Raw genomic sequence first — 14,606 nt, forward strand, 5'->3', positions numbered from 1 at the left:
TTAGGCCAAATGAGCATCCCACTTTGGGGCGTTTTTCTCGCGTGCTTTGCGGCCGTCGTGATATTCGGGCTGGTTTTTGTAATCTTTGGTCGAAGCGAGAAAGAAATCACGCAACGCGTCGCTCATCTTTACGCTATATCCGACCCGCAGTTTTTACGCTCCATGGGTGTTCTCCTGGGCCCGGCATTGGTTGCGGGAAATCGGGTTGAGACCTTGCTTAATGGGAATCAGATTTTCCCCGCTATGCTGAACGCGGTTCGCGCGGCGGAAAAAACGATTACGTTCGAGACTTACATCTACTGGTCAGGGAATATTGGCAGGGAGTTCGTGGATACGCTGTCGGAAAAGGCACGGCAGGGGGTCAGGATTCATGTTCTCCTCGATTGGGTAGGCAGCCAGAAGATGGAAGAGTCGTCCATCCAGAAAATGCGGGATGCGGGCGTCGAGATCGAAAAATATCACCCGCTGAAATGGCACACCTGGAGAAGACTGAACAATCGAACCCACCGTAAAATCCTCGTGGTGGACGGAAAGATAGGGTTCACGGGCGGGGTTGGGATTGCGGATGAGTGGAACGGTGATGCACAAGGACCGGATAACTGGCGTGATACTCACTATCGCATTGAAGGACCTGTGGTCGCGCAATTACAAGCTGCATTTACCGATAACTGGACGAAGTTGACGGGCGACGTGTTACACAGCGGAGAGTACTTTCCGGAACTGAAGGAGAATGGACCCCACTTCGCGCAAGTATTTAAAAGCTCGAGAGAAGGCGGCGCGGACAGCATGCATCTCATGTATCTCCTTTCTATCGCGGCGGCGAAAAAAAGCATTCATCTTTCCATGGCGTATTTCATTCCGGATGAGCTGGCGCGAGAGGCAATGGTTGCTGCATTGGCGCGCGGCGTGACCATACAGATAATCCTGCCCGGTCGTTATATCGATAAAACTCTGGTACGCAGCGCCTCGCGCGGAACCTGGGGCCCGCTGCTCGAGGCTGGCGCCGAAATTTTTGAATTCCAGCCCACCATGTTTCATTGCAAGGTGCTGATCGTTGATGAACTCTGGGTATCAGTCGGTTCAACCAACCTCGACAACAGATCCTTCAAACTGAATGATGAGTCTAACCTGAACGTCTGCAACCAGCAGTTTGCCGAGCGCCAATTAACGGATTTCAAAGCGGATCTGGCACGTGCCCGACAGATAACGTTGCGGGAGTGGGAAAATCGCCCGTGGAAGGAAAAAGCCCGGGAGTATGCCTTGGAAATAATTCAGTCACAGCTCTAGCAGTCTGTAGGACTTAAAGGAAATCCGCTGCAAGAGTGTTTGGCTGGTCCATATTTCCTCGTTTTTTCGCCCAATGTGAATAACTACTGACCTTCAAAATCCTGAAAATCTCTCACCCAATCACTTTTCCGCCTCGATTCTTCAAGTCCGACAGGCTGCTGTTGGGTTGAAGACCGGTTACTGTGCCAGGAAGCAAAAGGGACCAATCACAGCAGATTCATCCCTTCTGCCCTGCCGGTACCATCATGCAGTGCGAACAATGGGAGCCATCATTGTGGACCCCGGACGCATATCCCCTTGCATTTAGCGCCATCTTTGGTGGGCTCGCAGTTGTCCGAAGCGTCGTCTACGCAAATCATGCCGCCACTGCAGTTATACCCCGTTGTTCCGCCGCACGGGCGGTTTATATCGTCTTCCTTGGTGTTACACGTTAGGGAAAGCAAACGGGAGCGGCGCAAACTGTTCAGTCGTCGCTGTTGATCCATCGCAGGAAAACAATAATAGCCAGAATCAGGCCAAGGCCCAGGACCGCCTTGACAAACTCCTTGACGAACCAAAACACCATAGACTCATACAGGTCCAATTACGTATCCTCTTCAAAGCCGGAAATCATTTCCGCGACCACCACCAAAGCAGCAGCGACAGCAACAAGGATACCAGCAGGCCGGTAGTCAGGGGAAAGTAGAGCTTGAAATTCTCCCGCTCGATGATGATGTCTCCCGGCAGTCTTCCGAGGGGCAATTTCGACAGCCAAGGCCACGCAATGCCCACAAGCAGAAGCAGGATCCCGGCAATGATGAGTAGACGTTGCATAGGGCATGGGGCTTTCTTTGCGAGCGTCGCGTCGATCCTGAGTGTCGCCCCGCTTGGGAGTAACTGGAGGAAGACCTGAAGGTTAGTTTAAACGTTTTTTCGGGGAAATATCAATTTTGCTGTTCAGCCAACGTATTCAATAGTTCATGAGATGAAGCCGATCTCGTCATTGTTGGCGGTTTTCGTGCCTCTTCCAGGGCAATTGCCGTTCTTAAGTGTGCTAACACACGGAATTACGATACAACCTTGGATAGGATCAGACTTTGAAATCCGCCATGGTTGAGGAAAAAATGACCCATCTCCTGATTCTATTAGTCGCCTTTTTGACCGCAAACTCCGCAATGGCCAAAGAGATAAATGGTTGCTCTATCAGACCGGGCACGCTCTGCGTAGAGCTGGATCTTCGCGGAGCCGATTTGCGCGGGGCCGATCTTGCTCGATCCGGCTTTCGTTTGTCGAATTTAAGTGGCGCCGACTTGCAAGGAGCAGACTTGTTGAACGCCAATATGGATATGGTTGATCTAACCGCCGCCAATCTTAGTGGGGCGATGCTGGATAATGCGGATTTGAAGCGCGCCCAAATGATCAAAGCGAAGCTCAATCAAGCCCGCCTCAATAACGCGAATCTTAAAAGTGCCGACATGGCGGAAGCCAATCTCACCGGTGCGCAGCTTAAAGGTGCCAAATTAAGCGGCGCGCATCTCATGGGGGCACAATTCCGCGATGCCCAGCTTCAACGCGCGGATTTATCGGGAACGGTGATGACGGGGGCGGATTTTCGCGGGGCTGACCTGACTGGCGCAATGCTGGACAACGCAACGGTAGAGGGCGCCGATTTCAGTGGTGCAACCCTCGATGGCGTCGATTTCTCGCAAGTGATAGGCGTCTGCAAGGGCTGCCCCGGGAAAAGCGATTAAGTACCGTTGTTATTGGGATTCGCGGGATCTGAGAACATGAAGCCCGTGAGGGGTTATTGGTAGAAAAATGTCCGGCTGATCAGTATCCGGCCTGCCCGCCCCAGTGAGCCTTTAGCGGAAGGACAAAATAACATTCTGTGAAGAACTGTTATGGCTATTGAGTTCAAAAGCAACCTTGCTTCAACCCCGGTTCCGCTTAAACATTCGTGGGAACATACCGTAGGTAGTGGGCGCGCCGCGCTTGCACTGCGCGCTGACTGGCAAGCCCAGTTGATGCGGGCTCATACTGAACTCGGATTTCGTCACGTACGCTTTCACGGCCTGCTCGATGACGATATGGGTACGTTGATCCACCACGCCGGGAAGCCTCTCTACTCTTTTTTCAATACTGATCAAATCTACGACTATCTGTTGTCTATCGGCATGAAGCCATTCGTCGAGCTTTCCTTTATGCCATCCATGTTGTCTTCAGGCGCCGCTACGGTGTTTCAATATCGGGCCAACATCACTCCGCCTAAAGATTACCGGCAATGGGGAAAGCTTATTGAGAGACTGGTGCGTCACTGGATCGATCGCTATAGGTCCGATGAGGTTGGCAAGTGGTGCCTGGAGGTATGGAACGAACCCAACCTGACAGCGTTCTGGACAGGGGGTAAAAAAGGTTACCACGAGCTTTATCGTGCTACGGCCGAAGCCATAAAAAATATAGATTCTGCATTGAAGGTGGGCGGCCCATCAAGCGCGCAAAGCGCATGGATACCGGAGTTTCTGGATTATTGCGCGCAACACAAGCTCCCGGTTGATTTTGTCAGCACGCATTATTATCCCACGGACGCCTTTGGCCAAATTGGTGCCGACACACTTACCCAGCTCGAACATGCGCCACGGGATGTAATGAAAGAAAAGGCACAGACCGCGCGCGTACAAGCTGGCGATCTGCCGCTCTATTACACCGAATGGAATGTAAGTTCAAATCCGCGGGATCCGTTGCACGATGAGTCCTTCGCCGCGGCGTTTGCCGCGAATATCGCACTCTCGGTTGACCCGTTTGTCGACGGCTACAGCTTCTGGACTTTTACTGATATCTTCGAGGAGAATTATTTTCCCAGCGTGCCTTTTCACGGCGGCTTCGGACTCCTGAACCTGCACGGCATTCCCAAGCCAATCTATAGAGCGTTTCAGCTGTTGCATGATTTGGGAGATAAACTCCATCAGGTGGAAGGCTCCCATGAAACGGTCAGCGTATGGGTCAGCGGGGGAGATAACGTCATTACCGTGTTTATCACCAATTATGCCATGCCGCGTCATGAAATCTGCACGGTTTCGGTCCACGTGCAGCTGACCGGTGCGCCGCGGCCGCTATCTTCGCGCCTGATACGCATCGATGAAGACAATGTAAATCCGAAGCGTGCCTGGCAGGAAATGGGCGAGCCTGAATACCTGAACCTGCGTGACGTAGAAACACTGCATTCCGCCTCGGTGCTGAATTCTGAGCCGTATCCGTTGCGCATCCTGGAAAACCGCCTGGATTTCGAAATCTCCATGCCGCCGCAATCGGTTGCGGCCATGAAAATCGAGTGTGCGCCCGGCAGCAAAAATTGAAGAGTTCAGGACCAGGGGCGCGGGAAGCCGGATGAATTCGGTTCCATCGGATAAAACCGATCATGCACATATCTGAGCCCATGGCCTCCAGACAATCCAGACAAGACGAGATGCTTTTGAATCTGCAGCAGGACTCGTTTGCATATTTCGTCCACAAAACCAATCCCGCAAATGGACTTGTCCTTGACAAGTCGCACCCTGACTGGCCCGCAAGTATTGCCGCAGTGGGCCTCGCGCTTGCGGCTTATCCGGTTGGAGTTGAACGCGGATTCATGACGCGGGAAGAGGCCGTGAAGCGTACGCTCACGGTTTTGAAGTTTTTCGCTAGCGCGCCCCATGGCCCCGAGCGCGATGCTACCGGGTACAAGGGGTTTTATTATCATTTCCTGGACATGAACACGGGAAGACGCGTCTGGAATTGCGAACTCTCCAGCGTCGATACGGCCTTCCTGATTGCCGGCATGCTCATTGCACTGGCTTACTACAAGCACGACACGGAGGAGGAAGCGGAAATCCGCAGGCTCGCCGATGAACTTTACAGGCGCGTTGATTGGCAATGGATGCAGAACGGAGAGGCTGCGGTAAGCCATGGCTGGAAGCCCGAAAAAGGTTTTCTGCGTTATCGGTGGACAGGCTATGACGAGGCGCTGATCATCTATCTGCTGGGGTTGGGCTCACCCACGCATCCATTATCGGACGAAAGCTATGCGGCATGGACCTCAACCTACAAGTGGAAAAAGATCTATGACATAGAGTTTCTTTATGCGGGACCATTATTCATTCACCAGTTGTCGCATGCATGGATCGATTTTCGCGGAATTCAGGATTCATTCATGCGTGCGCGCGGCAGCGACTACTTCGCAAATTCTCGCTGCGCGACGCTCGTCCAGCAACGGTACGCGGCGCGTAATCCGCTCGAGTTCAAGCATTACAACGAGTATTGCTGGGGTATAACTTCCAGCGACGGGCCGGGGCCTGTTACCCGGCAGGTGGACGGCATCCTTCGAGTTTTTTATGATTACATCGGCCGCGGCGCGCCCTACGGCCCGGATGATGGCACATTGGCGCCGTGGGCAGTGGTCGCTTCCCTCCCGTTCGCACCCGATATCGTGCTCCCAACCATCGAGAATTACGAACGCATGAACTTGAGAGAAGCCCAGGAGTACGGCTATAAGGCTACGTTCAACCCCACCTTTCCGGTGGAACCGCACCACGAATTCGGATGGGTATCGCCCTATCACTTTGGTTTGAACCAGGGACCCATCGTTATGATGATCGAAAATTATCGCTCCGGATTGCCGTGGTCACTGATGCGGCAATGCCCTTATCTTGTGACTGGCTTGCGCCGTGCGGGATTTCATGGCGGCTGGCTGGAAGGTTGAACGTGCATCTTCACTGACCGGCTTGCGGTATGCGTCTTCGCAGCGTGCGGCTCCAAAGCAACAGGTTTTATCGCCTCTAAAATTATGTATGCTAGCGAACGGAGTGAAACCGAGCTTCCATATAGCCTTGAGGTGGTAATAACCCAATTGCGGTTTTCTTTATGAAACTGTAATGGATCTCGCTTGGATGGCCATTAAATAACCGGCTCAGAGAGAGTCCTTTCACCGTTTTTTAGGAGGATGATATGAATAATCCAAAGATCTCCCGAAACTTCCTGACCGCCCTCGCAGTAGTGTTCGTTATTTGCGCTGCTCCTGCTGTAAACGCGCAAGAGATGCCTGATAGACCGGTAATGAATAAAAAACCGGAACCGGTAGAAAAGAAGTCGCAGTCTGGAACCAAAGACGGCAAGATAATTATCGAAGTCCCGGTATTGATGCTGGTTCCCATGAAGGTTTCAACTGATCTCGAAAACAAGGGGTGCTGGGTGAAGTTTTATGAAAAGAAAGATTATGAAGGAGACAGCCTGATGCTGTCGGGCCCCCTCAATTTGCCCCGGCTGGTAGGTCCATTTGGTGCGGATTGGGAAAACAAGGTTCGCAGCATTAAAACCGGACCCAAGACGAATGTCACCATCTATGACAATCGCGACTTCCGGGATCAGAACAAGTTTCTCGATCCGGGCTCGAACATTCCCGATATGTCGAAGCAAATGGGATTTTTTGACGACTTCCGGTCGATGATGCTCAGCTGCATATAAAATATTGCGCGAGGCGATTCGCTGGGCGCGAGCCAGACAGGGTCGCTGCTGGGAAGCCGTTTCCTCCCCTTGTTCTACAGTTTTCAGGCTCGGCAGGAATTCAGAACGACGTGTTTGAGAATATGCAGCCGGCGGTGAAAAAAATGTTCCGCCCTGGGGATCACGACGACGGGTAACTCCTGGGGTCCCGCCCAGTCCAGGACGCTGTTCAAGGGCACTACTTCGTCCTGGTCGCCATGGATGAGCAGGACCTCAGGCGTATGTTCAATGTCATGTTTAGCGCTCGGCTGTACGATATGGGGAGCGTTCAATCGCTGAACCGCCGGCGCGACCAATACGACTTTTTGCGGTTTGAGGCGTTGCGCCGCGTACGCCTGGATTGCTCCGCCGAAGGAAAAGCCCGCCAGCAACAATGGCATAGGCGTACCAGCTTGCGTTGTGAATCGGCTCCTGATGGTTTCTACTACCGCAAGCACGTCCGCGGTTTCCCCCTCACCCGTGTCACTACCTGAGTTACGGGCGCCACCGCTTTGCCCCACGCCCCGAAAGTTGAATTTGACGGTTATAAATCCCAGCTCAAGAAAAGCCTTGAATAGGGTGTACACAACCTTGTTATTCATGGTTCCGTCATACAAGGGGTGGGGGTGCGCGACGACGGCAACACCGCGGGGGGAACTTGAATCCGGCTCGGCCAGAACCGTTTCCAGCCTTCCAGCCGGGCCGTCAAGGAACAATTTTTGGGGAATATGCGGATTCGGCAATGTGCTCAGCCAGGTAATTGGATAGTATATTCGCAGAGCCCACGCGGCCTTAAATGCGCAGTCGCTCTACCACGCGTCCGTTTTTCAGATGCTCCTCGATGATCTCGTCGATATCTTCCTTGTCCACATACGTGTACCAGACGTCTTCCGGGTAAACCACGATAACAGGACCTTCATTGCAACGGTCGAGGCAGCCGGCATTGTTAATCCGTATTCTCTTGCCCTTGCTATCGAGTTTAAGCGATTTAATGCGTTCTTTGGCGTAATCACGTATGGCCTGGGCTCCAAAATTATTGCAGCACAATGCTCCCGCTTCACGCTGATTCACGCAAAAAAATACATGCCTTTGGTAGTAGCTCATGAAAGTTTTCGAGGAAAGGGATGAATAAAAATTATACCGAACAACGCCGGTGGCGGGCGGCATACTGATCAGTTTACACTAAAGCGGCCTTCGCTTATTCACCGTCCCACACCAGAGAGTAAAGGTTGGGGTATGCAAAGTCACGTATATCGGACGGTGGAAATAACACCGGAATGGTTGTGGAGTGCCTTGGTCCGCGCCTGCCAGCCAGAAATTTCGAAGCTTATCACCGCATCCGCAACTGCCATTCCGTAGCGAACTCACCAAGAGGTGAAGGCCAAGTGATGCAAAAAGTCGTTTGTATCAAAAGGCTAAACTGAAAAATACGCCGCCAATTGCTGGATTCAGGTTTAATGTTCCTCCTCCTATCTCAATTTTATTTCTGTCCACAAACGGCTTAGCCGCCGCCGCTGCCTGCGATCCAGGTCATGCAACATTTCAAGCCGGGAGAGCGTTTCGGTGTCCGGGAATATCGCCTCGTTGTCTGCTATTTCCGGCCGTATATACTGCATTGCATCCGTATTGGGATTGCCGGAACCGATTAGGTTGGTGAGTTCGGCGGAATTTTTTCCGTCGAGCATGAAATTCATGAATTGATGGGCAAGGCCGGGACGGTTCCCGCTTTGGGGGAGCACCATGCTGTCGAGCGCCAGAACCGCGCCTTCCTTTGGTGTCGAGTAGCCGATCTTGAACCGCCGTCCGGTCCGTTTTGCATCGAGCGCCGCCTGAAACATGTCGTTGGAATAACCGTGCGCCAGCCACAGATTGCCTACAGCCAGTTCCTTGATATAACTGGTATTGCTGAAAGCTGCCCAGTAGGGCTTGGCGCGGACGATGAGGTCCGCAGCCTCCTTCCAGTGTTTCTCGTCGGCATCGTTAACCGAATAGCCGAGGTATTTCAGCGCGGCCGCCATCAGTTCGCGCTGACTATCGAGCACGGTCACTCGTCCCTTGATTTTTTCGAGGTATTTTGGCTCGAAAATGATTGCCCAGGTGTCGGTGGGAAGGCCGAGTTCCTTTATCTTCTCCTGATTGAAGCCGAGCAGGGTAAGGGTATAGGCATAAGGTACGGAATATTTATTGCCGGGATCGAAGGCAGTGTCGAGATACGCCGGATTGATATTCCTGAGGTTGGGTAAAAGTGATTTATCCAGTGGCCTCAGCGCACCCTGTCGAATCAGGGTGTCCATCGCATTTCCGGTGGGAACGATGAGATCATACCCCGCCGCCCCCGCCGCGAGCTTCGCCAGCATTTCCTCATTATCCGAATAATAATCCTGCGCAAGTTCGCAATTGCAGAACTCCTCGAAACGATCCACTGTTTCCGGCGCAATGTAATTATTCCAGTTAAATAGATGCAGAACGTTTCCGGTAGCGCGGGCCGTGTTCTGGTCGCGTTTGGCACAACCCGCGGAGAGCAGTACGAGCCATGCGAGCAGGAATAAGAGCGACACCAGCGGCATTGGGGAACGGCGCTGAGGCTTCATTTTCCCGCTTTGTCGGGCGACATGGTTCTGGCTGAAGCGCGTGCTTCCAGCCGCGCCGCGATTGTGATCATGATCAGCGTGAGCAGCATCAATAATGTGGAAATCGCGTTCACTTCCGGTGTTACCGCAACCTTTATCATCGTATAGATCTGGATGGGTAGAATCGGTTCGCCTACGCCCTTGGTAAAGAAGGTTATGACAAAATCATCAATGGACAAGGTAAACGACATCAGGGCACCTGCTACCACGGCGGGCATGATAAGCGGCAATGTGACAAGACGAAAAGTTTGCCATGGAGACGCGCCAAGGTCCCGAGCCGCTTCGAAGATGTTCTCATCCATGCCCTCGAGCCGCGCGCGCACGATAATCGCCACGAAGCCGATACAGAATGTGGTATGCGCGATGATGATGGAGACCATACCAAGCGTCAAATTCAGGACTTGCAGGAAAAATAACAATAACGATACGCCCAGCAGGATTTCTGGCATTGCCACGGGCGTGAATACCAGTACCGGCAATACCTTGAGCTTGTACCGGTGTATTGCCAGGCCCGCCATTGTTCCGAGCAGGGTCGCGCTAAAGCTGGCGCTGAGTGCGATGATCAGCGAGTTGCGCGCGGCTGTAAGCATTTCGGTGTTGTTGAACAGCGCCTTATACCAGAAAAGCGTAAAGCCTACCCATTCTGCATTCAGCCGGGAGTCATTGAACGAATACAGAACCACGATGGCGAGCGGAATGTACAGAAAGGCGTAAATCAGGGCGGCCAGGGACCAGAGCCAGATATTGCTGCGGCCCATGCTAAACCGTTCCCTGGCGGGTGGCGAAGCGCGAGAACCATGTTGCAAGCCCGGCTATGGACAGCACGGCCAGTGTCAGCATGATCGACAGCACTGAACCAAAAGGCCAGTCGCGGGTACCGAGGAATTGGTCCTTGATGAGGTTGCCTATGAGTATGTCGCCCGTGCCGCCGAGTATTTCGGGCACCGCGAACATGCCGAGCACCGGAATGAACACCAGTGCCGAACCTGAAAATACGCCGGGTAGAGACAGCGGCCAGGTAACCCGCCAGAAGCGCTGCCAGGCATTGGCACCCAGATCCTGGGCTGCATTGAGAAGCGAAGGGTCGTGCTTTTCGAGATTGGTGTAAAGAGGCAGCACCATAAAGGGCAGGTGGACATATACCATGCCTACCAATACCGCGAATGGCGAGAACAGCAATGTGATGGGCGCAATCCCGAATATGCCTAGAACAGCATTGATGAAATGGCTAAGCCCGGATTCCGGCCCAAGAATAATCATCCATGCATATATGCGGATAAGAAAATTGCTGGCGAATGGCAGCACCACCAGCAGCACCATCAAATTGCGAAAACGTTTTTCACTGCGTGCGATCAGCATGGCCAGCGGGTAAGCCATGACGAGGCAGATCAAGGTGGTGGCTGACGCCATAAGGAAGGATTTAAGGAAAATTTTCGCGTAGAGAACGTCGCTGAAAAAGAATTGATAGGCTTCGGACGTGATCCCGTATTCGCCAATGGTCATGTCCTCCGGCGCAGTAATAGGTGCCAGGCCTCCAAACTCGCCCGGAAAGCGGAATGAGGTGAGGATCATGATCAGGCTGGGAGCAACGAAGAATACCAGCAGGAACAATAGTGGCGGCCCGCCTACGAGAAACCTGGCAATGCGCGCGTCTTTGGTTTCTCCTTTAACTCCTTTAATCATTGAGAAAGATTCCGGCATCATGGCGCCACGACACGCCTACCTGATCCCCTACCTCGAAAAACTTGGCCCTTCCGGGCGCTGAATTAGGCAGCAAGGCTTCGATATAGGCGCCGTTCGAAAGCTCAACGATATAAGTAGTGACATCTCCCACATACAGAAAGTCGTGTACCTTGCCAGGGAAATGGTTCTTCAAACGCGGCTCATCCGAAAGATGGGATATCCGGACCTGTTCAGGGCGAATCGCCATTACGCCGGTATCGCCGGTTTTTACGCCCGCTTTGCCGACGGCGGTCACTTCCCCTAATTCCTTCACGTCGAGTTTCAAATGAGAAGGCGCAGCTTCCACAACCTGTGCACTCATCATGCTGATCTTGCCGATGAAATCGGCAACGAAACGATTTCGTGGAAAACTGTAGATTCTGGAGGGTTCGTCGATCTGTTCAACAATGCCATGATTCATTACCGCGATGCGATGCGACAGTGCCAGTGCTTCATCCTGGGCATGAGTCACAAAAACAAACGTGACCCCCAGTTCTTTCTGAAGATTAATGAGTTCGATCTGCATCTCTTCGCGCAGTTTGGCGTCGAGCGCGCCCAGCGGTTCGTCCAGCAACAGCAGCCGTGGGCGGTTCACCAATCCTCTCGCGAATGCCACCCGCTGCTTCTGCCCACCCGACAACTCATGGGGAAAACGATTGCCAAAACTCGGCAAGCGTACGCTTTCCAGCGCCTCGCCGACTCTGGTTTTTATTTCCTGCGTTGCCTTGCCTGCCATCTTGAGCGGAAAAGCGATATTGTCCGCTACCGTCATGTGCGGAAACAGCGCATAGGTCTGGAATACGGTATGGACCGGGCGTTTTTCGGGCGGTGTGCCGACCATATCATTTCCATCCAGTAGAATCTGACCTGAATCGGGAAGATCAAATCCGGCTATCATGCGTAATAGCGTCGTTTTGCCACAACCGGATGGCCCGAGCAATGTGAAGAACTCACCGGCCTTTACACTGATGCTGACATTATCCACAGCGGTGTAGTTGCTGAAACGCCGCGTTACATTACGAATTTCCAGAAGCGCCATTGTCCTGCCGGATAAAAGGTAAAAAGCGGAGATTTTACCAAATTTCGTTCACGGATTGACCGGGCCTCACAGCCTGGGTTGTTATGCTGGAGGGTGTCTCTCGGGGAAGAGAGGGGCGGGCAGTTTATCGTTTCTTAGGGAAGGGTGCAGGTGTCGCTGAATTGTTGACGAAGGGGCAACTGGTCGTAAAACGCGCGAGCTATCCATTATTTTCCCAAACTCAGGTAATACAGACGGAAGAGGGCGAAAAAATTTATTCAAACCTTAGACCCATAACTGCCACAGCATTGCCACCGTCAGCAACACTATAAGGATGGAAAACAAGATGTTCTGGCGCCTTTTTTCGACGATAAACTGATCCATCTTTTCTTCCAGCCCGCTCGTACGGACTTCCATCAAGGCATGATGCATCAAACGTGGAAACTGCGGCATGATTACCGCCCAGCTCGATGCTTCCTTCTGTAGCCGGCGACTGAATCCGCGCCAGCCAAGCTGTTCGGCCATCCAGTTTTCCAGGTACGGCTTCGCCGTTGTCCACAAATCGAGATCGGGATCGAGATCGCGCCCCATCCCTTCTATATTCAGCAGGGTTTTTTGTAACATTACCAGTTGCGGCTGGATTTCCACGTTGAACTGGCGCGAGGTCTGGAACAGACGCAGCAGTACACGGCCAAAGGAAATTTCTTTCAACGGCTTGTCAAAGATGGGTTCGCATACGGCGCGGATGGCGGTTTCGAAATCGTTGACACGCGTGTCTTTCGGCGCCCATCCCGCCTCGACGTGGGCTTCCGCCACACGCTTGTAGTCGCGTCTGAAAAAAGCAAGAAAGTTTTGTGCCAGATAATTCTTGTCCCCGTCGGTGAGCGTTCCCATTATGCCGAAATCGACCGCAATATAACGCCCGTCGTGCCCAACGAAGATATTGCCGGGATGCATATCGGCGTGAAAATAACCGTCGCGGAATACCTGAGTGAAAAAAATTTCTACTCCGACGCGAGCCAGTCGCGGAATATCTATTCCCTGCTCCCGTAGCACATCCACATGACTGATGGGGGTGCCTTTTACACGTTGCATTACCATCACACCGGAATAGCAATAGTCCCAGTAAACTTCCGGTACCAGGAGCAGCGGCGAATCCATAAAATTGCGGCGCAACTGGCTGCAGTTGGATGCCTCTCGCATGAGATCCAGTTCGTCATCCAGATGGCGCGCGAATTCGGTCACGACTTCGCGGGGCTTCAGCCGTTTGCCATCCGGCCACAGTGCCTCAACCAGGAGCGCGCCGGATTCCATCAATGCGATATCATGTGCAATCACCGGGGCGATGCCGGGCCGCAGCACTTTCACAGCAACCTCGGTGCCATCATGCAACACGGCCAGATGAACCTGGGCAACGGATGCGCTGGCTACCGGTTCGGCATCGAATATCAGGAAGACTTCGTTGACCGGCTTTCCATAAATCTGTTCCAGTGTAGACAGGGCAAGGCTGGATGGAAATGGCGGAACTTGATCCTGCAGCTTGGCCAGCTCATCGGCAATATCCGGCGGCAGAAGGTCGCGGCGTGTGGAAAGCATCTGCCCGAACTTGACAAAGATAGGGCCAAGCGCTTCCAGAGCCAGACGAAGGCGCTCGCCTCGCGCTCTATCCAGCTTTCGCCAGAATGTGGCCATCCTGACGACGGGTCGTACCAGACGCAATCGTTCATGGCCCAGAAAAAATTCATCAAGACCAAAACGAAATGCTATCGAGAGTATTTTGAGAAGACGAAAGAAACGCATTTATTCTATGAACGGCAGTTCCCTCGTGCAATTTATTCAGAGGTTCCCTGAACAATCTTCTCAGTTTGTTTATAGGAGTTGGTTTGTCAGTGCTTTCACGCGAATTTCCAGATTTGCCACTTTAGCCCGTAGTGCATTTACTTCATTGATAAACTCATGCATATCCGGGGGCCTGGCAAGCAACGGTTGCTCTTCTGTCAGGTATTCCAGCAGTGTCTGAGACACATTGCGAATGGTTCCGGTATGCCAACGCATCAGGCTTTCACCCGTCCGAACGACCCGGTGGGCGAGTATATCGCCTATTGCCGCGCTCAAATCCTGCTCCACATCCCAGCGCAGGTTTTTCCCGATATCAAGAATTTCTTCAGCGAAGGCGCTATCGCCCGAAACCCGGATTTCACGATACGCATCTTCGTCACAGGCGAGCAAACGTGGCAGCAAACCGGGATCAAGGGTGAAGACAGCATCGTTGGGCGCCGCTGTGGACGCCGGCGATAGCTCGCCGCTGGCCTGCACGGTCAGGGCGAGGTCAAGGAAAGGGGGTACGCGAAAACGAGCCGTCTTGCCGGCACAAGGCTGCAGCCGTTTGCGCGCCCAGCTTTCTCCACGCAGTAAGTGGTTCAGCGGGGCTATCGTAACGGATGCCAGCATGACGG

The 14,606-nt window shown here is 53.0% G+C and carries 14 protein-coding genes; 5 read left to right on the forward strand and 9 right to left on the reverse strand.

Translation table 11 applies throughout. The features are described from left to right. Window positions 1–9: 9 nt before the first annotated feature. A complete protein-coding gene (locus tag BMZ14_RS00765) occupies window positions 10–1,287 on the forward strand; it encodes a phospholipase D-like domain-containing protein (RefSeq protein WP_074793635.1) in 1,278 nt (425 codons plus the stop codon). A gap of 609 nt (window positions 1,288–1,896) precedes the next feature. On the opposite strand, the gene BMZ14_RS00770 is transcribed toward BMZ14_RS00765, so the two are convergent. After that, on the reverse strand, window positions 1,897–2,100 hold the full coding sequence (locus BMZ14_RS00770; protein WP_074793637.1) for a DUF2905 domain-containing protein: 204 nt from the start codon (window positions 2,098–2,100) through the stop codon (window positions 1,897–1,899). Between the two features lie 341 nt (window positions 2,101–2,441). Here BMZ14_RS00770 and BMZ14_RS00775 point away from each other — a divergent pair, with 341 nt between their 5' ends. From BMZ14_RS00775 to BMZ14_RS00790, 4 genes are all read left to right on the forward strand, one after another. Further along, window positions 2,442–3,017, forward strand: coding sequence for a pentapeptide repeat-containing protein (locus tag BMZ14_RS00775; protein ID WP_218144951.1), 576 nt, complete (start codon window positions 2,442–2,444; stop codon window positions 3,015–3,017). Window positions 3,018–3,167: 150 nt separating this feature from the next. Next, window positions 3,168–4,619 carry a GH39 family glycosyl hydrolase gene (locus BMZ14_RS00780; protein ID WP_074793641.1) on the forward strand — a complete coding sequence of 484 codons (1,452 nt, stop codon included), beginning with the start codon at window positions 3,168–3,170 and terminating at the stop codon, window positions 4,617–4,619. 62 nt (window positions 4,620–4,681) lie between these two features. Beyond that, window positions 4,682–6,001 (forward strand): glucoamylase family protein, encoded by a 1,320-nt coding sequence (locus BMZ14_RS00785; RefSeq protein WP_256208278.1) that lies wholly within the window; start codon window positions 4,682–4,684, stop codon window positions 5,999–6,001. A gap of 245 nt (window positions 6,002–6,246) precedes the next feature. Beyond that, on the forward strand, window positions 6,247–6,762 hold the full coding sequence (locus BMZ14_RS00790) for a beta/gamma crystallin domain-containing protein (protein ID WP_074793645.1): 516 nt from the start codon (window positions 6,247–6,249) through the stop codon (window positions 6,760–6,762). Between the two features lie 83 nt (window positions 6,763–6,845). Here the strand turns inward: BMZ14_RS00790 and BMZ14_RS00795 are convergent, their stop codons facing one another. The 8 genes from BMZ14_RS00795 to BMZ14_RS00830 form a co-directional block, all read right to left on the reverse strand. Beyond that, window positions 6,846–7,496 carry an alpha/beta hydrolase gene (locus tag BMZ14_RS00795; RefSeq protein WP_256208282.1) on the reverse strand — a complete coding sequence of 217 codons (651 nt, stop codon included), beginning with the start codon at window positions 7,494–7,496 and terminating at the stop codon, window positions 6,846–6,848. Window positions 7,497–7,572: 76 nt separating this feature from the next. Further along, window positions 7,573–7,884 (reverse strand): (2Fe-2S) ferredoxin domain-containing protein, encoded by a 312-nt coding sequence (locus tag BMZ14_RS00800; protein WP_074795390.1) that lies wholly within the window; start codon window positions 7,882–7,884, stop codon window positions 7,573–7,575. Between the two features lie 365 nt (window positions 7,885–8,249). Further along, window positions 8,250–9,371, reverse strand: coding sequence for an ABC transporter substrate-binding protein (locus BMZ14_RS00805; RefSeq protein WP_074793647.1), 1,122 nt, complete (start codon window positions 9,369–9,371; stop codon window positions 8,250–8,252). Further along, a complete protein-coding gene (locus tag BMZ14_RS00810) occupies window positions 9,368–10,168 on the reverse strand; it encodes an ABC transporter permease (RefSeq protein ID WP_074793649.1) in 801 nt (266 codons plus the stop codon). The genes BMZ14_RS00805 and BMZ14_RS00810 overlap by 4 nt, the downstream gene beginning before the upstream one ends. Window position 10,169: 1 nt before the next feature. Further along, window positions 10,170–11,093, reverse strand: coding sequence for an ABC transporter permease (locus BMZ14_RS00815; RefSeq protein ID WP_143071851.1), 924 nt, complete (start codon window positions 11,091–11,093; stop codon window positions 10,170–10,172). After that, window positions 11,086–12,171 carry an ABC transporter ATP-binding protein gene (locus BMZ14_RS00820; RefSeq protein ID WP_074793651.1) on the reverse strand — a complete coding sequence of 362 codons (1,086 nt, stop codon included), beginning with the start codon at window positions 12,169–12,171 and terminating at the stop codon, window positions 11,086–11,088. The genes BMZ14_RS00815 and BMZ14_RS00820 overlap by 8 nt, the downstream gene beginning before the upstream one ends. A gap of 264 nt (window positions 12,172–12,435) precedes the next feature. Continuing rightward, entirely contained in the window at window positions 12,436–13,950 is a 1,515-nt protein-coding gene (ubiB, locus tag BMZ14_RS00825) for a ubiquinone biosynthesis regulatory protein kinase UbiB (RefSeq protein WP_074793654.1), read from the reverse strand. A gap of 69 nt (window positions 13,951–14,019) precedes the next feature. Next, window positions 14,020–14,601 (reverse strand): ubiquinone biosynthesis accessory factor UbiJ, encoded by a 582-nt coding sequence (locus tag BMZ14_RS00830; protein ID WP_074793656.1) that lies wholly within the window; start codon window positions 14,599–14,601, stop codon window positions 14,020–14,022. Between the last annotated feature and the right edge of the window lie 5 nt (window positions 14,602–14,606).

Source organism: Nitrosospira briensis (assembly GCF_900115125.1).
In the GTDB taxonomy this organism is placed as follows: Bacteria; Pseudomonadota; Gammaproteobacteria; order Burkholderiales; family Nitrosomonadaceae; genus Nitrosospira; species Nitrosospira briensis_A.